This window comes from Obesumbacterium proteus (assembly GCF_001586165.1).
Classification (GTDB): Bacteria; Pseudomonadota; Gammaproteobacteria; order Enterobacterales; family Enterobacteriaceae; genus Hafnia; species Hafnia protea.
Genome location: NZ_CP014608.1, coordinates 3,722,025 through 3,742,255, shown reverse-complemented (window position 1 = coordinate 3,742,255; position 20,231 = coordinate 3,722,025). Strand labels below are relative to the sequence as shown.

The 20,231-nt window shown below is 50.6% G+C and carries 17 protein-coding genes and 1 tRNA gene; 10 read left to right on the top strand and 8 right to left on the bottom strand.

The window, feature by feature from the left end; all coding sequences use genetic code 11:
- The first annotated feature begins 336 nt into the window (after nt 1-336).
- From DSM2777_RS17705 to tnpA, 5 genes are all read left to right on the top strand, one after another.
- The gene (locus DSM2777_RS17705) at nt 337-1,701 is read left to right on the top strand and encodes a TolC family outer membrane protein (protein WP_046459051.1); all 1,365 of its coding nucleotides are present in this window, start codon (nt 337-339) and stop codon (nt 1,699-1,701) included.
- 30 nt (nt 1,702-1,731) lie between these two features.
- Nucleotides 1,732-3,876 carry a type I secretion system permease/ATPase gene (locus tag DSM2777_RS17700; RefSeq protein ID WP_061554716.1) on the top strand — a complete coding sequence of 715 codons (2,145 nt, stop codon included), beginning with the start codon at nt 1,732-1,734 and terminating at the stop codon, nt 3,874-3,876.
- A gap of 11 nt (nt 3,877-3,887) precedes the next feature.
- A complete protein-coding gene (locus DSM2777_RS17695) occupies nt 3,888-5,057 on the top strand; it encodes a beta-barrel domain-containing protein (protein ID WP_040044644.1) in 1,170 nt (389 codons plus the stop codon).
- 717 nt (nt 5,058-5,774) lie between these two features.
- Nucleotides 5,775-7,190, top strand: a complete 1,416-nt coding sequence (gene rhlE / locus DSM2777_RS17690; RefSeq protein ID WP_061554715.1) for an ATP-dependent RNA helicase RhlE — start codon at nt 5,775-5,777, stop codon at nt 7,188-7,190.
- Nucleotides 7,191-7,360: 170 nt separating this feature from the next.
- Entirely contained in the window at nt 7,361-7,798 is a 438-nt protein-coding gene (gene tnpA, locus DSM2777_RS17685) for an IS200/IS605 family transposase (RefSeq protein WP_043495692.1), read from the top strand.
- Nucleotides 7,799-7,863: 65 nt separating this feature from the next.
- Here the strand turns inward: tnpA and DSM2777_RS17680 are convergent, their stop codons facing one another.
- Nucleotides 7,864-9,012: a GGDEF domain-containing protein gene (locus DSM2777_RS17680; RefSeq protein WP_061554714.1), complete on the bottom strand. Its 1,149-nt coding sequence runs from the start codon at nt 9,010-9,012 to the stop codon at nt 7,864-7,866.
- 469 nt (nt 9,013-9,481) lie between these two features.
- On the opposite strand from DSM2777_RS17680, the gene DSM2777_RS17675 reads away from it, so the two are divergent.
- On the top strand, nt 9,482-9,922 hold the full coding sequence (locus tag DSM2777_RS17675) for an NUDIX hydrolase (protein ID WP_061554713.1): 441 nt from the start codon (nt 9,482-9,484) through the stop codon (nt 9,920-9,922).
- A gap of 60 nt (nt 9,923-9,982) precedes the next feature.
- Here the strand turns inward: DSM2777_RS17675 and DSM2777_RS17670 are convergent.
- The 3 genes from DSM2777_RS17670 to DSM2777_RS17660 all read right to left on the bottom strand — a co-directional run bounded on the left by DSM2777_RS17670 (nt 9,983) and on the right by DSM2777_RS17660 (nt 12,176).
- A tRNA-Pro gene (locus tag DSM2777_RS17670) sits at nt 9,983-10,059 on the bottom strand.
- 75 nt (nt 10,060-10,134) lie between these two features.
- Nucleotides 10,135-11,919 (bottom strand): LPS biosynthesis-modulating metalloenzyme YejM, encoded by a 1,785-nt coding sequence (gene yejM / locus DSM2777_RS17665; protein WP_046459034.1) that lies wholly within the window; start codon nt 11,917-11,919, stop codon nt 10,135-10,137.
- A 29-nt stretch (nt 11,920-11,948) separates the two neighbouring features.
- On the bottom strand, nt 11,949-12,176 hold the full coding sequence (locus DSM2777_RS17660; RefSeq protein ID WP_025798093.1) for a YejL family protein: 228 nt from the start codon (nt 12,174-12,176) through the stop codon (nt 11,949-11,951).
- Nucleotides 12,177-12,384: 208 nt separating this feature from the next.
- Here DSM2777_RS17660 and yejK point away from each other — a divergent pair, with 208 nt between their 5' ends.
- Nucleotides 12,385-13,392 (top strand): nucleoid-associated protein YejK, encoded by a 1,008-nt coding sequence (yejK, locus tag DSM2777_RS17655; RefSeq protein ID WP_025798095.1) that lies wholly within the window; start codon nt 12,385-12,387, stop codon nt 13,390-13,392.
- 108 nt (nt 13,393-13,500) lie between these two features.
- Here the strand turns inward: yejK and rplY are convergent, their stop codons facing one another.
- The 3 genes from rplY to DSM2777_RS17640 form a co-directional block, all read right to left on the bottom strand.
- Nucleotides 13,501-13,785: a 50S ribosomal protein L25 gene (rplY, locus tag DSM2777_RS17650; protein WP_004089547.1), complete on the bottom strand. Its 285-nt coding sequence runs from the start codon at nt 13,783-13,785 to the stop codon at nt 13,501-13,503.
- A gap of 146 nt (nt 13,786-13,931) precedes the next feature.
- On the bottom strand, nt 13,932-15,692 hold the full coding sequence (gene radD / locus DSM2777_RS17645; RefSeq protein WP_061554712.1) for a DNA repair helicase RadD: 1,761 nt from the start codon (nt 15,690-15,692) through the stop codon (nt 13,932-13,934).
- A gap of 22 nt (nt 15,693-15,714) precedes the next feature.
- The gene (locus DSM2777_RS17640; protein ID WP_061554711.1) at nt 15,715-15,954 is read right to left on the bottom strand and encodes a YecH family metal-binding protein; all 240 of its coding nucleotides are present in this window, start codon (nt 15,952-15,954) and stop codon (nt 15,715-15,717) included.
- A gap of 328 nt (nt 15,955-16,282) precedes the next feature.
- On the opposite strand from DSM2777_RS17640, the gene rsuA reads away from it, so the two are divergent.
- Nucleotides 16,283-17,005, top strand: coding sequence for a 16S rRNA pseudouridine(516) synthase RsuA (rsuA, locus tag DSM2777_RS17635; protein WP_061554710.1), 723 nt, complete (start codon nt 16,283-16,285; stop codon nt 17,003-17,005).
- A 109-nt stretch (nt 17,006-17,114) separates the two neighbouring features.
- On the top strand, nt 17,115-18,326 hold the full coding sequence (locus DSM2777_RS17630) for a Bcr/CflA family multidrug efflux MFS transporter (protein WP_061554709.1): 1,212 nt from the start codon (nt 17,115-17,117) through the stop codon (nt 18,324-18,326).
- 109 nt (nt 18,327-18,435) lie between these two features.
- Here the strand turns inward: DSM2777_RS17630 and DSM2777_RS17625 are convergent, their stop codons facing one another.
- Nucleotides 18,436-18,759, bottom strand: coding sequence for a hypothetical protein (locus DSM2777_RS17625; RefSeq protein WP_061554708.1), 324 nt, complete (start codon nt 18,757-18,759; stop codon nt 18,436-18,438).
- Between the two features lie 653 nt (nt 18,760-19,412).
- Here DSM2777_RS17625 and DSM2777_RS17620 point away from each other — a divergent pair.
- The gene (locus tag DSM2777_RS17620; protein ID WP_061555429.1) at nt 19,413-19,865 is read left to right on the top strand and encodes a DUF3828 domain-containing protein; all 453 of its coding nucleotides are present in this window, start codon (nt 19,413-19,415) and stop codon (nt 19,863-19,865) included.
- Nucleotides 19,866-20,231 lie beyond the last annotated feature (366 nt).

The following is a 20,231-nucleotide window of genomic DNA, read 5'->3' as shown; positions in this document are numbered from 1 at the left end:
GTATTCCTTCTCATTAATGGGAGATGGACCAACTAGAGGGGAGCACGGTGTGCTCCTCCCCTGTGAAGGGAAGATTTTAACCATGACCCCACCCTAACCCTCCCCTTATCAGGGGAGGGAACCGGTCGGAGATGTAATGGGAGGGTATATTCCTTCTCATTAATGGGAGATGGACCAACTAGAGGGGAGCACGGTGTGCTCCTCCCCCTGCGAAGGGGGAGGCTGGGAGGGGGGCAGAACTGCGGTCAGTCGTAAAAGCAAAATTAAACACAGAGCAGGATGAGCTCTAACACATAAAACCGATAAGCCATCATCACGATGTAAAGGTGGGGCACGATGAATAAGCGCATAAAAAAATGGCCGGTAACGGTCTGGATGTGTTGTGGTTTGGGCTGTTTTGCTGTGTTACCGGTATGGGCAAAAACCACCACAACCAACTATCAGTGGCAATCCGCGCCTGCTGAACAGGCACAAGATGAGCTCACGATTAAAGAAGCTATCCTGCGAGCATTTGGTCGTCATCCGCAAATTGCTCAGGCATCGGCACAGATCCACGTCGGGGAAGCCAACCTCACCGTGGCAAAAAGCGCTTGGTATCCTCAGGTATCGCTGCAAAGCGCGGCGGGGCGTTCGCATCAAACGGATTCCTCCGGCTCGCTCAACAGCAATGCGTCTACGGGCGTGACGTTAAACCAACTGCTGTATGACTTTGGTAAAACCAGCGGCAGCATTGATGAGCAACATAATCTGGGCGCGGCTTATGATTATCAGCTCTATACGGTGCTCAATAACGTCGGTCAACAAACGGTTCAGGCGTATTTACAGGTAAAGCGCTATCAAGAGCTGATGGCGGCGGCAAAGCGCAATTTGGCCTCGCTGGAATCGGTGAAAGAGATGTCAAAGCTGCGCGCAGATGCTGGGCTTAGCTCTCAGTCTGATGTGTTACAAGCAGAAACCCGCATCGCGGGCATGAATGCCACCTACGAACAATATCGCGCACAGGAACGCTCCGCTCAGGCCAACCTAACGGTGCTGACCGGCGTGGTATCTGAAAACCTTCCCGACCTCCCCAAAGACCTGCTCGATCAAAAGGTCACCATCAAAGACCTTCCTTATGAACAGAACAGCGCGGTGCGTAGCGCTCAGGCTAAGCAATTAGCCGCTGAGCAGCGCGTGCGGCAGGCGGAGGCGCAGCATTGGCCGACGATTTCTGTGCAGGCAGGACGAACCCGTTATGAAAATAGCGACAGCTCTTATTGGGACGATCGGGTGCAGTTAGTGGTGCAAGCGCCAATCTATCAGGGAGGCGCAACCAGCGCCAAGGTGGATGCGGCAGAGGGCGATCGCCAAGCGGCACTGGCAGAAGTTGAAGCCAGCAAGCTGGATATTAACCAAAAAGCTTCCGTGGCCTATGCCGATTTGATTGGCGCACAGCAGCGCCAAGAGGCGGGCGAAGAACAGTTTAGCTCGGCGGAAAATACGCGCAGCGTGTATCAGGATGAATACAAACTCAGCAAACGTAGCCTGAACGATCTGCTCAGCGTTGAGCAAGACGTATTGCAGGCCGATAGCGCGGCGATAGTGGCTCGCTATGACGTTTGGGATGCGGCGGTTCGCTATGCGGGCGCCGTAGATAACTTATTAGATATGCTGAATATTTCTCGGCCAAAGGTCACGGGTGACACCCTGCCGGCATTATAACAAGCGCGTTAAATCCAGAAGAGGTATGTGATGGCAGCAGAGCAACATTCAGGCGCCGATAAATGGATTTTAGCGATGGTGCGCGCCGCAGGGCGCTTTGGACTTCCCTGCGATATTCCAGCGCTGCGTCAGCAGATGCGCTGGTTTGAAAATCTTCCGCTACAGCGCCGCTTAGAGCGGATAGGTGCGTTACTGGGTTTACAAATAACCATTCGACCGAAAAACAGCGTGAGCTGGCGCAATGAAGTGATGCCGGTGATGGCGCAGCTAGAAGACGGTTCGGTGTTGATCTTGGAAAACCTTGACGCTGAAAAGCACGTCAGCTACTGGCTAAGCGACTGCGGCGATATGGTGCGGGAAGAGGCGCTCGATGCTCTGCTCGGCCGCATTCAGCCAGACGTGGTGCTGCTCGGCATCGCCGCGCGTGGGCATGATTCACGCATCGATGATTTTGTGCAGCCGTATAAAAAGCATTGGTTTTGGCATCACTTTAAGCATGCAGGCCGCAAGCTTTCAGAGATCTCCATGGCTTCGGTGCTGGGCAACGTTTTGGCGCTGGCTGGGATTTTGTTTTCCATGCAGGTGTATGACCGCGTGATCCCTGCGCAGTCATATCCCACGCTGTGGGTGCTGTTTGTGGGCGTTTTGTTTGCCGCATTTTTAGAGTATTTCATCCGCCTGTCGCGAACGCATATTTCTGATTTGATGGGTAAGCATATTGATCTCAAAGTCTCGTCGATGTTCTTTGCCCGTGCGCTGGCGATTAAAAACGATGCGCGGCCAAAATCGACCGGCTCTTTTATTTCTCAACTGCGTGAAATCGATCAGGTACGCGAACTGCTGACTTCCACCACGGTGGGCGCGGCCATGGACATGCCGTTTGTGCTGCTGTTTTTGGTGATTATGGCGATGGTGGGGGGGCCGCTGGTGGCGATCCCGCTGATAGCCATTCCGCTGATTGTGATCCCCGGCATTCTGATCCAGTGGCCGTTGGCGAAGCTTGCCAAAGAAGGGATGCGTGAAAGCGCGATTCGTAATGCGGTGCTGGTGGAGTCGATTGAAGGCGTTGAGGATATCAAGGCGCTACAGGCTGAACCCTATTTCCAGCGCCAGTGGGAGCAAACGCATCACGTGAGCGCCGCTATCGGGATGAAACAACGTGTATGGGGTGCGCGCTTAAGCGGGTGGGCATCGACCGTGCAACAGGTGACCTATGCGGGCATGTTGGTGTTGGGGACCTATTTGGTCTTAGCGGGCGATATTACCACCGGCACCATGGTGGCCTGTAGCCTGCTGTCGTCGCGCACGATTGCGCCTTTGATGCAGCTCACCATGGTGTTTTCACGCTGGCAACATGCCAAGAGCGCGATGACCGGTTTGAACGATTTGTTGAAGAAACCGCTCGACCGCGATCCCGAGCATAAAATGGCGCACTGTCCGGCACTGGCGGGGCATTACCAGCTCGATAATCTGCAATACAGCTACGATATCGAAAAAGGCGAACAGGCGCTGTATATCCCAGAGCTGGAAATTAAGCCGGGTGAACGCGTGGCGCTGATTGGCAAAGTGGGCGCAGGTAAATCGACCTTGCTGAAACTGTTGTCCGGCCAAGCCGAAGCCAGCAAAGGCAAGCTGATTATCGACGGCGTGGATATGGCGCATATCGATCCGGTTGACGTGCGGCGTCAGATTGGGCTGCTTTCGCAGGATTCACGGCTGTTTTTTGGCACTCTGCGCCAAAACCTGATGCTCGGCCATCCACATGCGACGGATCAGGAGCTGATCCAAGCGCTGCGGATCAGCGGTGCACTGAGCATGGTGCAAAAAGATGCCGCCAGCCTTGACCGCATGATCAACGAAGGCGGGCGTGGTTTGTCCGGTGGTCAGCGGCAAATGGTCATGCTGAGCCGCATGATTGTACGTAATCCGCAGGTGGTGCTGCTGGACGAGCCGACCGCCTCGATGGATGAACAGCTCGAAAGCTATGTGATAAGGCAGCTACAAAGCTGGATGGCGGGGCGAACCTTGATTTTGGTGACGCATCGCCCGGCGCTGCTGTCTTTGGTTGACCGAATTATTGTGATGGACGGCGGAAAAGTGGTTGCTGATGGTTCGCGGGATGAAATTCTCGGCCAAACGCAGCGTAATAGTAACGTGACGTCGGTTGTGGCCTAAGGGGAGTTGGTATGGCAGAGCTCACAATGCAGGAAGACATGGCACGCCAGTCGCGGTTTTACTCCTCGGTGGTGTGGTTAACGTTAGCGGGAATGACGTTCTTTTTTGTTTGGTCTTATTTTGCCACGCTGGATGAAGTGACGGTGGGGACGGGCAAAGTCACCACCTCGATCCGCGCCCAGCTGATTGAGAGCTTAGACGGCGGTATTGTTTCGGCGCTGCTGGTGCATGAAGGGGATATTGTTAAAAAAGGGCAGATTTTGGCGCGGCTCGATCCGAAACGCTTTCAGTCTAACTACGGCGAAGCGGCGGCCAGAGCGCGTGCGCTGCGGGCATCTTCGGAGCGATTGCGTTCAGAGCTGACCGGAGAGCCGCTCAAGTTCAGCGCCAGTACGCTGGCTGAACCGGCGTTGGTCGCACGTGAACGTCAGCTTTATGACTCACGCCGACGCAACCTCAATGAAACCGTGGCGAATCTACAAGAGTCGTATCGCTTGGTGATCGCCGAGCTAAAAATGACGCAGCCTTTGGTGGCGAAAGGCGCGGCGAGTCAGGTTGAGGTGATCCGTTTGCAGCGACAGGCCAGCGAACTACAGGGAAAAATTGACGATGCGCGCAACCAATACGCGCTGAGAGCGCGTGAAGAGCAGGTAAAAAATAACGCAGATTTGGACGCCCAGCTCGAAGTAATGGCGGGGAAAGAGGATCAGCTCGACCGCGTGACCATGATTTCACCGGTGCGCGGCATTGTGAAAGATATTCAGGTGATGACCGTGGGCGGCGTGCTGCAACCCGGCGGCAAGCTGATGGAAATCGTGCCGCTGGAAGATCAGCTGTTGATTGAAACGCGTATCAACCCACGTGATATCGCCTATATTCGCCCAGGTCTTCCGGCGACGGTGAAAATTACCGCCTATGACTCTTCTATCTATGGCAATTTGGATGGCACGGTTGAAATTGTGTCGCCGGATACGCTGCAAGATGAAGTACGCCGCGATCAATATTATTACCGCGTGTACGTGCGCACCAAGAGTGCGGAACTCAGAAATAAAGCAGGGCGAAAATTCCCGATCCTGCCCGGCATGGTGGCCAGCGTAGAGATTAAAACCGGGCAGAAAACCGTGCTGGATTATTTGATTAAGCCGTTGAATAAGGTGAAAGAGGCGCTGAGGGAGCGGTGAAATGGTGCGTTATTTTTGGATGATTATGCCTGCTTAGTGAAAGATTCCGCCCGCCTGTCAATACCGAACTTCATTGGCATATCAGCGAAGGCGTACGGGCAGAGACCACCAGCGCGTGGTCTCTGCACTCGCGCGCTTTTATCCGAGATGCCATTTCCGCGGCGGGTCGGCATGCACCATCCTTGGCGCCTCCTCCCCTTGTAGAAACATCCTGTTTCTACTGCTCTCACTGCCAAGACTTAAACAATTAAAAGATAAGAAGACAAAAATGTCTTTTGTTTTTTCATGTTGAAAGAATGAATTTTAGAGCCGCCAGCAGGGATGCTGGTGGCAGGTCGAGGGCGTACAGGATGTGCGCTCTGAGACCGGTCGGACAAACGGCTCGGTAAAAAGCGCGCGAGTTGAGAGTCCCCGCGCAACGGGACTCTCATCGGACGCCTACGCCAATGATTGCATAGAAACGTATTTGCTGATTGGCGGACGAAACCTTCGACGCTAGCAACATATACAACTGCCGAAAACCCCACCTAATTTCCCCTATCAAAAAAACATATCAGACGCCGATCACATTTTCTGTTAGAATCCACCACAATTATGTTGCACTCGCAGTTTGTGCCTATCCCTCGTGGTGATTACCTATCTACCGCGTCTGATAAATCCACCCGGAAACTGCACCCGACCTTTCGGGTCAAGGTGGATTTGGAGTTTTACCCTAATATGTCTTTTGATACTCTCGGCCTGAGTGCCGAATTGTTGCGCGCTGTTGAAGAACAGGGCTATCGCGAACCTACGCCTATTCAATCTCAAGCGATCCCGGTTGTTTTACAGCGCCGTGATCTGATGGCCAGTGCCCAAACCGGTACCGGCAAAACCGCAGGCTTTACGCTGCCGCTGTTACAGCTGCTTTCTAAGGATGCGCAGCCGGTAAAAGGCCGCCGTCCTGTGCGTGCGCTGATCTTAACCCCAACTCGCGAACTGGCTGCCCAGATCGGCGAGAACGTGCGTGATTACAGCAAATATTTAAATATCCGTTCGCTGGTGGTTTTCGGCGGCGTGAGCATTAACCCGCAGATGATGAAGCTGCGCGGCGGCGTTGACGTTCTGGTGGCGACGCCGGGTCGTTTGCTGGACTTGGAACATCAACGTGCGGTTGATTTATCTAACGTTGAAATTCTGGTACTGGACGAAGCTGACCGCATGCTGGATATGGGCTTTATTCACGATATCCGTCGTGTATTAGCTAAGTTGCCATCCAAGCGTCAAAACCTGCTGTTCTCTGCGACGTTCTCTGATGAAATCAAAGAGCTGGCAAACAAGTTGCTGACTAATCCGGCCTCCGTTGAAGTGGCGCGCCGCAACACAGCGTCTGAGCAGGTTGAGCAGTCGGTACATTTCGTTGATAAGCGCCGCAAGCGCGAGCTGTTGGCCCAGCTTATTGGCACCCATAACTGGCAGCAGGTTCTGGTTTTCACCCGTACCAAATACGGTGCTAACCATTTGGCTGAACAGCTGAATAAAGATGGTATTACCGCTGCGGCCATCCACGGTAACAAAAGTCAGGGTGCACGTACTCGTGCGCTGGCTGATTTTAAAGCCGGTTCGATTCGCGTACTCGTAGCGACCGATATCGCCGCGCGCGGCTTGGATATCGATCAGTTACCGCACGTGGTTAACTTTGAGCTGCCAAACGTGCCGGAAGATTACGTGCACCGTATCGGCCGTACTGGCCGTGCCGAATCCACTGGCGAAGCATTGTCTTTAGTCTGTGTGGATGAGCATAAGCTGCTGCGTGATATCGAACGTTTGCTGAAACGTGAGATCCCACGTATTGCGATTGAAGGCTACGAGCCAGATCCAAGCATTAAAGCCGATCCGATCCAAAACGGTCGTCAAAGCCAAGGTCGTGGTCAGGGACGTGGACAAGGCCAAGGCCGCGGACAGTCTCAGGGCCGCAGCCAAGGTAATGGTCAGGCGCGCGACGGTGCTCGTTCAGGCGAGAAACCACGCAGCAATAATGGCGGCCAGCGCCGTGCGGCGGGAGAAGGTCGTAAACCTGAAGCCCGTGGTGATGCACCTTCGTCACAGCAGCGTCGCCCGTATCGCGGTAACAAGAAACCAGCTACCACTGCGTAATTCTTGTCGCTGATATAACTAAAAGCCAACCTTCGGGTTGGCTTTTTTGTTGTCAGCTTTAAACCACCTCCTCGGGAGGTGGTGATTGTCCCTGTGAGGCTATAGCCTGAAGGAAGCCCATGCCAGAAAATTCCAGCTTACTCACCACAAGTAAGAAGGAAATCACTGACATGAGCAGTTATAGAAGTTCAGCACATGTATTCTGGCGTTGCAAATATCACTTGGTGTGGACGCCAAAGTATCGCTACAAGGTTTTAGCAGGGGCGGTAGGTAAAGAGCTTTATCGCTCAGTTTATATACTTTGCAATATGAAAGATTGTGAGGTACTTGAACTGAATGTTCAGCCAGACCATGTTCATCTTGTCGTGATGATCCCGCCGAAACTCTCGATCTCAACGCTGATGGGCGTCCTGAAAGGGCGCACAGCTATTCGTCTCTACAACAAGTTTCCGCATATACGAAAGAAGCTGTGGGGTAATCATTTTTGGGCGAGGGGATATTTTGCCGACACAGTTGGAGTGAACGAAGAAATTATCAGGCGCTACGTGAGGCATCAGGATAAGAAAGACCAAGAATACGAACAGCAAATGGCGTTATTACAGGATTAAAACGAACAAGGCCCCCTTTTAGGGGGCCCCATTTAAAGCCACCTCTTCAAGAGGTGGATTTTTACTTATGGCGCGAGGCGAGCTGTATTGCGGCCTTGCTGTTTGGCGAGATACAGGGCTTGGTCGGCATTTTCGATCAGCGTTTTAGCATCCACGCCATTCTGCCACTGGGCAATGCCTTGGCTGAGTGAAACATACGGGGAAACGTCTGATTGATCGTGGGGCAGTGCTAAAGCGAGGACTAAGGCCTTAAGGCGCTCAGCGACCTTTTCAGCGGCGTATTTATCCTGATCCGGCAACAAAATAATAAACTCTTCGCCGCCATAGCGCCCCACCACATCTTGGGCGCTTCGCACGGCCTGTTGGAAACATTTTGCTAATTGGATCAGACATGAATCTCCTGCCTGATGACCATAGCGATCGTTATATTTCTTAAAGTAATCGACATCAATCAAGATAATAGAAAAGGGACGCCCCGTTTTGGTTGAGTCCTGAATAGCTAACTGGAGTTTGCGGTCAAAATAGCGGCGATTAGCCAACGCCGTCAGTGGATCTTGCTGCGACATTAACGTGAGCTTATTGGCTAACCGCACATTTTGATGCTCACGCGTCACCGCAAGCACAAACCAGCGACGCAATAGGCGGCGCCCTGTTTCGAACAAGACGGCAAAGACCAAATACCCCGCGAGATAAACCAAGCTTAAGGCGTTACTAAAAAACATCGCGTGTATAACGACGATCGCCCATATCGGCGTAGTGGCGAAAAAAAGATGACGCGATGAAGGATAGAGCGCAATCAATGACGACAGCATCAGCAGCGTTGAAATCGCAAAAATAAGGTGGCCAAAGTCACTGTAGAACAACAGTGAAAGAATAAAGCACCACATCGCGCCGATGCTTAACGTGATGACCAGCATGACGTGGTTAAACTGCTTTTCAAGCACCCGAGTAAAACGCAAAACGGCTATGTAGCTGCACAGTATCACCATAATTAAGATGAGGGCGTGTTCGAGCAGGGTAGAAATAACGGGAGCCGCTGGAATGTTATGACTGACGTAAAAATACTCGCGACAAAAAACAAATAAGACAAACGCGATTTGCACGCTTAACAGCCAGCTCACATTCATTTTTACGGCGCGGATCTCAGCGACTTTTAGCCTGTTATGCAGCGTTAGCGTTCGGGATTGCGCATTCTTTTCAGTAAGCTCGATCATTGATATGTGCCTAATAATTTTGGACGGCAACTCTAATAGATTTAAGAGAACAATTGAAATTTATTATGGGCTATCAGGAGCAAAGCGCTGGGATTTATTATGAAAAGGCGAGAGGCGTGAAGAAAGAGTAAAGGGCGATGCCTAGGTAAGCAGCGCCAGCTTATTAGCCAATCTAAATCAAAATCACATTACATCAAAGCTACGTTACTTAAAGCAATGTCACATAAAGCCACGTTACATATAGTTGTATGCGTATACCGCGGCAGCCATGATGATCATGACGATGGTTATCTTGCGCATGGGAGATCTCTTAGTCATTTTTGAACCGCGGAGCTTAGCATAAGTGGTGTACTTGCGTTATGACACAGCTAGCAATCTTGATTTAACATGCCAAAAAGTGGTGGGCTATTGGTGTATAGCTCAGTGAGAGGCTGTTACCATAACGCTTTTAGCGCAGAGGGAGTTTGTGATGTCTAAGTTTAGGCCTTATCTGGCGGTGTATATTATTGTTCGCCAGCAGCAACGTATTTTACTGCTTCAGCGCAAAAATACAGGATTTGACGATGGCAAATGGTCTTTACCCGCGGGGCATGTCGAAGAGGGCGAGTCAGCGCTGACCGCTGCGATACGAGAGGCCGAAGAAGAAATTGGTATTGTCATTCCTCCATCGGCGCTTAAACTGGTGTATACGCTGCATCGCAAATCGGATGAAAGAACCTATATCGATCTGTGGTTTGAGGCCGAGCGCTTTAACGGCGTTCCGGTTAATCAAGAACCCAATAAGTGCGCTGGGCTGATGTGGAGCGATTTACAAAACCTGCCGGAAAATACACAGGAGTTTGTGAGAATGGCCTTGAACGACATGCAAACCAGTCACTATGGGAGTCTTGGGCTAGGCACGGAGGGTTAATTCAATATTCCAGACATAAAAAAACCAACCCATTGTAGGTTGGCTTTCGAGGCGTTTTTTTGGTCGGCACGGAGAGATTTGAACTCTCGACCCTCGCCACCCCATGACGATGCGCTACCAGGCTGCGCTACGTGCCGAACAGCCTTTATAGTACTCAAAACCTAACGGTTTTCAAGATCATGGCGTTGTGATTGTGTGCGCTTTAGCCAGTTTTAGTTGGCAATGAAGCGCTTCACATCCGTCAGAACCTGTAGCAGCAAGGCGAGCTGTGGTTTTTCACCTTTCATCTCTTCATTGTCGGCATCATAGGTACGATAGTGACCGTCTTTATCCAGAATCACGGTTTCTTTCGGCGTGACAATCACTAATTCGTTGCTATCACCTAACGCCAGCCAGTTATGCTTACGGGTTGGCGCGAACAGATCTTCACCCTGCGTATAGTCTACTGCTCGGGTATCAACGTGTAGTAAGCGTTGCATCAGCGTAGCCATCACATCTTCGTGGCTGGTGAGCTTGTTGATGGTTTGCGCTGGTGTGCCTGGCCAATGAATAATCAATGGCACCTGAAGCTGATAACGGCTGTAGTTAGTGCCGAAGCCCCAATCGCCTTTGCCGCTGTCGTTGAATTCAATGCCGTGGCTCGCGGTAATGACCACGACCGTTTTATCCAGTTCACCGCGCTGTTTTAGCGTATCAAGTATGGCCGCGATCTGCCCATCAACGCCTTCGGCTGCCTGTTGGTATTTCACCATGTAATCTTCAGGCTTACGGTCAGAAGCATCTGATAGAGCGCTGCGCGTGCCGTTAAGATTCACATACGAGAACCAAGGTGACTGTGTGGTTTGAGTTGATAGCCACTGTTGCCACTGTTTTGTGGTGGCCGCGTCGCTTTGACGAATTGGCGCAGGCAGCGAGAAATCAGTCAGTAACGCCTGACGGTAGAGTGGGGCGCTAAAACCATCGGAGGAGAATAGGCCAAACTGATAGTTTTGATGGCTGAGTGCGCTAATTAACGCCGATGGCTTACGTCCTGCCAGAATACCTTCGAGGTAAGACGGCGAGATGCCATAGAACAGGCCGAAGAGTCCGTTGTCCAGATTGTTGCCGGAGCTGTAATGTTGGGTGAACTCGAGATTATCGTTACCGAAGGCGGCAAGCTGCGGTAAATCTTGTTTGAGATCGTCGGCACGCAGGCCATCGACCGCAATCACCAGCAGATTGTAGCCTGCGCCTTTATCGGCAAAGCTCAGCTTATTGAGCGGATACTCAACGGATACGGCTTCGGGGCTGCCCGTTTGTGCCAGTTTGTTCTGGAACTCTTGGGCGTCCAATAGGCCATGTTTCTCCAAGAAACGACGCGCCGTCATTGGATATGAGAGCGGAAGATTGGAGCGCTGCATGGTTATTGGGCGATAGAAATTGGCATCGGCCCAGATATAGATCAGATGCGATGCGAAAAACGCAGTGATGAACAACCCGGCCAGCGGCTTGCCAAATTTCTGTCGGTTGAGGCTGCGAAGCTTTTGCCAGCTCCAGGTGCCAAACAGCATTTCGACAAGGAAAATAACGGGCACACAGATGAACATGAGCTGCCAATCGCGCGCCAGTTCACCTTGATCGGGGTTAACCACCAGTTCCCACACCACCGGATTGAGATGGAGATGGAAACGGGTGAACACCTCGGCGTCCACCAACAGCAGCGTTAGCCCTGCGGTTGCCAGCGCGGCGGAAAGAAAGCGCAGCAATCGCTGCGACATCACCACAAACGTGAGCGGGAAAATGATCAGCAGATAGGCAGCAAAGCCAATAAAGCTAAAGTGCCCCAACCAACTGATCATCGCATAGACACGGCCAAACAATGAAGCAGGCCAATCGGCGACAAACAGATAACGGCTGCCCAAAAGCAGACCGAGCAGAATATTAAACAGAGCGAACCAATGCCCCCAGCTGATCATCTGGGAAACTTTTTCACGGTATCGCTGACGGTTTGTCACCATAAAAGTATGTCTATACGTCCGAGCAAAAATTAATGGGCTTTATCTTCCCGAATCGAAGCCTGTAGAGCTTCAGCAAAAGAGCGCGCAATTGCACGGCGCTGAGCGGGTGCGATGCTGGTGTTAATCAGATTCGTGACCATATTGCCCAAAACCATCAAAGAAAGATCGTTTGGTGTGTGGTGCGATTCCAGTACGTTGGCCAGCTCACTGAGCAGTTGTTCAACGTGTTCGTCACTATAACGGGATGATTGTGGCATAGAATTAAGCTTCTCAGACTGACAAAGTGCCATATCTTACCGTATAGACGCGTGATTTTCCGCTCTTTTATACGTTTGTTGCGTTATTGATTATACCTTAGCTCTCACCATTGAATTCATCAATATGCGATGGCCGCTTGCGAGCAGGTATCAACAGTGTTTGAATACGCCATCAAACGTGTCCGAGGCGAAAGGGGAGAAGAAAAAAATGAGTCTGGATCTCGAACAGATTGCGTTGCATCAGTTGGTTAAACGCGACGAACAACAGCTAGACGTGGTGCTGCGTGACTCTTTGCTGGCAAAAAATGCCGCAGTAGAAGAGATGATGGCCGAGCTGCACCGCGTATATAGCGCAAAAAGTAAAGCCTATGGCACCTTCTCCGAAGAGAGCGAGCTGGCTGAGGCATTACGTAACTATCGCCGTGGCAACGAAGATTTTCTGGCGTTTAGCCGTGCCGCAACCGGCCGTCTGCGTGACGAGCTGGCAAAATATCCGTTTGCCGACGGTGGCGTGGTGCTGTTCTGCCAATATCGCTATCTGGCGGTAGAATATTTGCTGATTGCAGTGCTTAACAGCTGTAGCAGCATGCGTGTCAATGAAGAGTTGGATATCAGTAGCACCCACTATCTGGACATTATGCGTGCCGATATCGTGGCGCGTGTCGATCTCACCGAGTGGGAAACCAATCCTGAATCTCACCGCTACTTAACCTTCCTGAAAGGTCGAGTTGGACGAAAAGTCTCTGACTTCTTTATGGACTTCTTGGCAGCCAGCGAAGGTTTGGACGCCAAAGCGCAAAACCGTGGCCTGTTGCAAGCGGTTGATGATTATTGCGCCGAAGGTCAGCTCGATAAGAACGAGCGTCAGGCTTATCGTCAGCAGGTATATAGCTACTGTAATGGACAATTGCAGGCCGGTGAAGAAATTGAACTGGAAGCGTTAGCGAAAGAAATTCCGGCCGTGGGCGAGAAAGACTTCCAGCAGTTTACCGCTGAGCAGGGCTATGATTTGGAAGAAAGCTTCCCAGCCGACCGCAGTACGCTGCGTCAGCTCACCAAAATGGCGGGCAGCGGTGGCGGTTTGACCATCAATTTCGATGCGATGCTGTTGGGCGAACGTATTTTCTGGGATCCGGCGACGGATACGCTAACCATTAAAGGCACTCCGCCAAATCTGCGTGACCAGCTACAGCGTCGTAGCGGCGGTGGAAATTAATCTTTCACGCTGTATTTCAGACAGAAACTTAAGATAAAAAAAACGCCGCAATTGCGGCGTTTTCTATTTCAAAACGTTTTATTCAAACAAACGTGATTCAGTCGGCGATTAAGCGCGAACGAAGTCAACGTGAGTCAGTTTACGTTTGAACGGGTGACGCTGAACAGCTTGAACCTTAACTTTGGTTTCTTTGCCGTCGATCATCAGAGCGATTACTTGTTCGTAAAAGCCCTCTTTCTCTTGCATGTTCCAAGTAGTGTCGTGATCGATTTCTACGGCTACTGGCTCTTGGTTTCCGCCATAAACGATAGCAGGGAACTTACCAGAAGTACGCAGGCGGCGGCTCGCACCCTTACCCTGCTCTTTACGTGCAGTTGCTTCAATAGTGAACATAATTGTATCTCTATATAAAATTTAGACCTGTTACAGGCGACCCAGCAACAGGCAGGAGATTCTGCTTTTAATAGTAAAAGCGGGCGGCATTCTAACGAAATACGGGGCTTACGGCAAATATATCTGCCCGCTCATTGTTGCAACGCCTAACCGCTGAGAGAATCGGCTTTGCGATAGCGCCCTTGATAATCGAAAACTTTTTGTCTGATCTGCCAGAACCGACCCTTCATTCGGGCGACGACAAAATCGGGATATCGCAGTTTATCTTGCTGCGCCACGATGTCTGCCGCCTTTTTCCAGACCAGCTCAATGCCGGATGCACGCAGGTGTGGCCGCAGGAAAAGCTGCATAAATGCGGTACGCTGGGCGGGCGTGTTAAGACGGAAACGCTCGCTCACGTCAGCGCCGTCTTCATCGTAATAGGTAATCGACAGCCACTCACCTTTGTCATCTTCGCCATGCTGAAGTTGCATACCGCCGCAGCGCAGCACTAAGGCATCTTTGAGCTTCAGTGCTTCTTTCAGCATGTCGTCGGGATCGACTAATACTTGGTTGCATTGATGGCAGCGCCGCGCCGCAATGTCATTTTCCGCGCCGCAGTGCGGGCAGGTTTTAAAGCGAAAACGATAGTCACACTGCTCGCGTCCACCTTCATCGTCTTCCAACCAGCCCTGACAGCGGCGGCCATAGTGCTCGATAATATCGCCATTTTCCGTGGTCTTACCCCAGAACGTGTTGGCAAAACCACAGCCCGGACAAAATACCTGCACCGGCTGGCTATCGCTGTGTGGCTTGGTGGTTCCGACTTCAGGAGTAAACAGATCGTGTGGATTCCCTGCGTAATCGAGGATCAAGCAATCTGTTTTGCCCGGCGATAAACGCAGGCCGCGTCCAACGATTTGCTGATACAGACTGATGGACTCCGTGGGCCGCAAAATAGCGATTAGATCGACGTGCGGCGCATCAAATCCGGTAGTCAGTACGGCAACGTTCACCAGATATAACAATTCTTGGCGCTTAAACGCATTAATGATGGCGTCTCGTTCGTCGCCCGGCGTTTCGGCGCTGACGAGCGCGGCCTGTTCCGGTGGCAACAAACCGTGGATTTCGCGTGCGTGCTCAACGGTGGAGGCGAAAATCATCACGCCTTTGCGCGTGGCAGCGAACTCCATGATTTGGCTAACGATATGCGGCGTTATGCGCTGCTGATCTTTCAGCTCGCGGTTGAGATCCACTTCGCGAAAAAGCCCATTGCTGCTCGGCTCTAATCGGCTGAAATCGTATTGCACTACCGGCATGTCTAAGCGTTCCGGCGGCACCAAAAATTGGTTTTTAATCATGTAGCGTAGCGGCAATTCGTAAATACAGTCACGAAATAGGCTGTTGCTGTCGCCGCGGGTGATGCCGTGATAGTGGTACTGATAAATCCAGCCTTTGCCCAGACGATAAGGGGTCGCCGTTAGCCCTAATAAGCGCAGCTTCGGATTATTATTACGTAAATGCTGAAGGATTTGCTGATACTGGCTGTCATCGCTGTCGCTGATGCGGTGGCATTCATCCACGATCAGCAGCGAAAATTCGCCGTCAAACAGCGGAAGATTGCGCGCCACCGACTGCACGCTGCCAAACACCACTTTTCCGCGGCTCTCTTTTTGCTGTAAACCGGCTGAAAAAATATCGGCTTCTAAACCATAGGCACAATATTTACTGTGGTTTTGCGCCACCAGCTCTTTCACGTGGGCTAACACTAGAACGCGGCCACGTGCGATTTTCGCCAACTCAGCAATCACCAAGCTTTTTCCCGCTCCGGTGGGCAAGACAATAACCGCAGGTTCTTGGTGTTTTCGAAAATGCGCGATGGTGGCTTCCACCGCCTCACGCTGATAAGGACGAAGAGTAAAGGCCATTAATATGTCATCAACAAGATAATCAGTGCTGGCAGATTTTGCTGCTGTGGGTATTGAAACCGTTGTCGCTAGGAATGAACTTGCCGCGGGATGCCAAGAAATCCACCAACTGAGCGGCCGTTAAGTCCTGCTGTGAGCAGGTATGAAAACGGGCATCAGCGCCAAAACGTTGCTCGATGGTGGCAACCAGGCTTTCGGTTGAAAATTGTTCGCCGGATTCAATCATCATGTTTAAAACTTCATGACCGTGAATAGATGACATCGGAGTAATTCCTGTGATTTATGTTCAATGAAGGACGCTATTATACAGCATGACGCTGTGGAGCGCCGTTTGACAATTCAGCCGGTAGATTACGTTATCGCCAAGCAAAACATTTGCTAAGCAGACAATCACATTTGAGCTTTGAACCGAATAGGTTGAATTAAACGACGCTTAAGATAGGCGTGAGGGTGAAGAGTCGCTATAATCCGCGGTTCTTCTTTGGTTTCCAAACGATGCCCGCATATTTAGGCCGTCTTTTATTCAGACAGTCATACTGCGTGCGCATAATGAAACCCTCCGATTCTTATAGAAATACAAAGCAGGTTCCATGCGACTGGACAAGTTTTTATCTCAGCAGTTAGGTATCAGCCGTGCGCTGATCGCCCGAGAACTGCGTGCTAAACGCGTCACCGTAGACGGCGAAGTTGTAAAAAGCGGTGCTCACAAGCTCACCCCAGAACAAGAAGTGGCCTTTGATGGTCAGGTGCTGGAACAGATCCACGGTCCGCGTTATTTCATGCTGCATAAGCCTGAGGGCTATGTGTGCTCCACTGACGATCCCGATCACTCAACGATCCTTTACTTCATCGAAGAACCGTTGGCAGAGAAACTGCATGCGGCAGGGCGTTTGGATCTGGACACCACGGGTCTGGTGCTGCTGACCGATGATGGCCAGTGGTCGCACCGGATTACATCGCCAAGACATCAGTGCGATAAAACCTATTTAGTGACGCTGGAACATCCGCTGGCCGATGATACCGCTGAGCAGTTTGCTCAGGGCGTGCAGCTGCACGGCGAAAAAGATCTCACCAAGCCTGCAACGCTTGAGCAGCTAGATGCCAACGTGGTGCGTTTGACGATCAGCGAAGGCCGCTATCATCAGGTAAAACGTATGTTTGCCGCAGTGGGTAATCGCGTGGTGGAACTGCACCGTGAGCGTATCGGCGACATCGTGTTGGATGAAGATTTAGAACCGGGTGAATATCGTCCTCTGACCGAGGAAGAGATCGCCAGCGTAGGTTTGCCTGCTGAACTGTTAGCGAAAGATTAATTACCCGTCATACTTAACGTTGCTTCTGTGTTGGCGGCACACGTTGGCCGCCGTGACGCAACGCTAACTATTTTGGGTATAAATTATTTATTAAAAAGGAAGATGCTGCGTGCAGACACCCCGTAGTTCCCATCTTGGGTTGATCCTGATCCTCGGTTTGTTATCAATGTTGATGCCGCTGGCAATCGACATGTATTTGCCGAGTATGCCGGTGATTGCCGAACAATTTGGTGTGCCGAGTGGTGATGTACAGATGACGCTCAGCGCCTACACTCTGGGCTTTGCATTTGGACAAATGCTTTATGGCCCAATGGCCGACAGCATTGGGCGTAAACCGGTCATTATGTATGGCACGTTGTTCTTCGCCTTGGCGGGCGCTGCGTGTGCGATGGCGCAGTCGGTCGATCAGCTGATTGTGATGCGTTTGATCCACGGCTTAGCCGCTGCGGCCGCCAGTGTGGTAATTAACGCGCTGATGCGTGACATGTTTACCAAGGATGATTTTGCCCGCATGATGTCGTTTGTGGTGCTGGTAATGACCATTGCGCCGCTGCTTGCACCTATCATGGGTGGGGCGCTGCTGATTTGGTTTAGCTGGCATGCGATTTTCTGGGCGATGGCGGGTGCGGCGCTGTTGGGCACCGTGCTGGTGGCGTTTTTCATCAAAGAAACGTTGCCCAAAGAGAAACGACAAAAGTTTCGCTTACGCACAACGCTGGGAAATTTTGCCTCGCTGTTCCGTCATAAACGCGTGCTGTGCTACATGTTAGCCAGTGGCTTCTCTTTTGCAGGGATGTTCTCGTTCCTCAGCGCGGGGCCATTTGTTTATATCGATCTGAACGGCGTATCTCCGCAGCATTTTGGCTATTACTTTGCGCTAAACATCGTTTTCTTGTTCATTATGACGCTGATTAATAGCCGCAACGTGCGTCGTTTTGGCGCGATCAACATGCTGCGTTTTGGTCTGCTGGTGCAGTTCGTGATGGGCATCTGGTTGATCATTACCGCCATGCTGGACTTAGGTTTTTGGTCGCTGGTGATTGGCGTCGCCGCCTATGTTGGCTGTATCGCAATGATCACATCTAACGCGATGGCAGTCATCTTGGACGATTTCCCTCATATGGCAGGAACCGCATCCTCGCTGGCAGGAACGCTGCGCTTTAGCCTTGGTGCCGTAGTGGGAACGCTGCTGGCGCTTGCTTCTGCACGAAGCGAATGGCCGATGGTGAGCTCCATGTTCCTGTGTATCTTTGCTGCTATGATGCTGTTCCTGTATGCCTCTAGACCTTCTAAGGCCAGCAACCGTATCGATCCTGCCTAAGCGCTTTGGCTCCCCCGCTGATAGAAACAGGCGGGGAGGGCATTAGCAATCACTGTGCGCACAGTCACCGCACCAACAGTCACCGCACTAACAGTAACCGCATCAACAATCACACTGCTTTATTTTGCATATTCAATAAGCGTGTATTTGCCTGCTCACAGAGCGCCAGCAAGGCAGGGATCAGATGGGCTGATGCTTTCAGCCAAGCGCTCACCTGTACCAAACTCTCCTGCGGAATTTGAACGCCATTCTCTAGCGGCTCTCCTAAATACGATAATCCCTGACACAAGCCTTCAGCAGACTCTGCGGCAACGCCACTGAGATCGCAAAGCTGGGTGTCACTCAAATTATCAAAACGGAGATCGGCAATCAGAGCGCGAAAAATGGTGATTGAGTCGTCTTGGTGTATTGCATCATAAATAGATTGAGTCATTTTAAACCTCGAGAGTGACTTAATTAATGACTACCACTGAGACGCTAAACTCGGGTGGTAGCTCAGATAGGGTTAGCGTCACCGATACTCTCGAAATCAGTGCTTCTTGCGAAGCCCCTGCCTGAGCCACCATTGTTGGGGTGAGTCTAAGCGCACAGCATTATGGCATAGTGCTGTCGAGAGATGTATTGCGGAACGCTAATCCGACTACGGATTTTTCCGTAGCCAGAAAACTATATGCTCGTGATTTCAACAATGAAACGGGCTGGATGCATTTACAGTGAGTTACTGTTAGATATGGAATCAACTTCTCGGAATGAGGGGGGGGGTAAAATGCAAAAAACTTTATTTTCCAGCCAATAATTTTTTTCGACCACCTATAACCTATTGATTTTATATAAGTGTTCATTGAGAACATAAAGAAGGGTTATGCAGTGAAAAATGAGTTATGGATCTGATTATTCGCATCTTTATACGAATATTCTACAGTTCACTGCTGTGCAGGCCGCTTAGAAAAATAACAAATCTTTATTCTTTAGCGCTAATCCGTTCACTGCCGTACAGGCAGTCTAGAAATTCTGTGTGGGGGCGTGCTTTAGGGACAAAACTCTGGAATATAAAATCGGAATTTAAAACTCACAGGGATGGATAAGATGATTAGAGTATTGATATTACTATTTTTTATTTCTTCACCTGCCATTGCTGTCAGCGATATTAACAACGCCACAAAGGTGGCTCTAGAATTCAATACATGGTATCTGCAACAGGTTGAAAAAGATGTCTATCCGCTGCTAGTGAGTGGTAGTCCAGAAATGAATGAATACGTAACCGCAGAGACGTTGGAAAAGCTGCATAAGGCAGTGAATAGCGATGATGAATTCTATGACGCCGACTTTTTTACTCGTTCACAAGACATTGGGGCTGACTGGTCGAAAAATGTCACCGTGGTTTCTTCCGATCTCGATCCGGTTTGCCTGAATGTATACGTTGCTTATGGGAAAGATATGTCCCACACGGTCATTGACTGTATGGTGAAGGAGAAAGGGAAGTGGAAAATCCAGTCGGTAGCGCAGCAGGCTATCGTGCCAAACGAAAATCTCAAGTAACCCTGTCGCCGCCTTTATTTACTGCCGTTTGGTTTGCCTAGCAGAGCAGCGAACGGCATTACTACATGTTTTCCCATTAATATTCATCCTCGCAAACACCTGTCATACAAATTAAAGCAAACGCTTTCCTAAATTATAAATCCCCATGAAAACATAACCATGCTAACTATATTTTTCGTGTGATTTTGTGGTGGGTTTTTCATTTCGTTAACAGTATTTTTTACCAAAACAGATAGAAACCCTTAAAAACAAAGAAAACATTAAAACTATTAATTATTTACCTATCAACTAATATTGTTTTAAAACAAATGATTAGCTAATTTCTTTGATCGAGATTCAGGGAATTATTGTATTTCTTATGTAAAT

Coding starts and splice junctions, on each gene's coding strand:
- DSM2777_RS17705 (WP_046459051.1), top strand. CDS start 337: ATGAATAAGCGCATAAAAAAATGGCCGGTAACGGTCTGGATGTGTTGT.
- DSM2777_RS17700 (WP_061554716.1), top strand. CDS start 1,732: ATGGCAGCAGAGCAACATTCAGGCGCCGATAAATGGATTTTAGCGATG.
- DSM2777_RS17695 (WP_040044644.1), top strand. CDS start 3,888: ATGGCAGAGCTCACAATGCAGGAAGACATGGCACGCCAGTCGCGGTTT.
- rhlE (WP_061554715.1), top strand. CDS start 5,775: ATGTCTTTTGATACTCTCGGCCTGAGTGCCGAATTGTTGCGCGCTGTT.
- tnpA (WP_043495692.1), top strand. CDS start 7,361: ATGAGCAGTTATAGAAGTTCAGCACATGTATTCTGGCGTTGCAAATAT.
- DSM2777_RS17680 (WP_061554714.1), bottom strand. CDS start 9,012: ATGATCGAGCTTACTGAAAAGAATGCGCAATCCCGAACGCTAACGCTG.
- DSM2777_RS17675 (WP_061554713.1), top strand. CDS start 9,482: ATGTCTAAGTTTAGGCCTTATCTGGCGGTGTATATTATTGTTCGCCAG.
- yejM (WP_046459034.1), bottom strand. CDS start 11,919: ATGGTGACAAACCGTCAGCGATACCGTGAAAAAGTTTCCCAGATGATC.
- DSM2777_RS17660 (WP_025798093.1), bottom strand. CDS start 12,176: ATGCCACAATCATCCCGTTATAGTGACGAACACGTTGAACAACTGCTC.
- yejK (WP_025798095.1), top strand. CDS start 12,385: ATGAGTCTGGATCTCGAACAGATTGCGTTGCATCAGTTGGTTAAACGC.
- rplY (WP_004089547.1), bottom strand. CDS start 13,785: ATGTTCACTATTGAAGCAACTGCACGTAAAGAGCAGGGTAAGGGTGCG.
- radD (WP_061554712.1), bottom strand. CDS start 15,692: ATGGCCTTTACTCTTCGTCCTTATCAGCGTGAGGCGGTGGAAGCCACC.
- DSM2777_RS17640 (WP_061554711.1), bottom strand. CDS start 15,954: ATGTCATCTATTCACGGTCATGAAGTTTTAAACATGATGATTGAATCC.
- rsuA (WP_061554710.1), top strand. CDS start 16,283: ATGCGACTGGACAAGTTTTTATCTCAGCAGTTAGGTATCAGCCGTGCG.
- DSM2777_RS17625 (WP_061554708.1), bottom strand. CDS start 18,759: ATGACTCAATCTATTTATGATGCAATACACCAAGACGACTCAATCACC.
- DSM2777_RS17620 (WP_061555429.1), top strand. CDS start 19,413: ATGATTAGAGTATTGATATTACTATTTTTTATTTCTTCACCTGCCATT.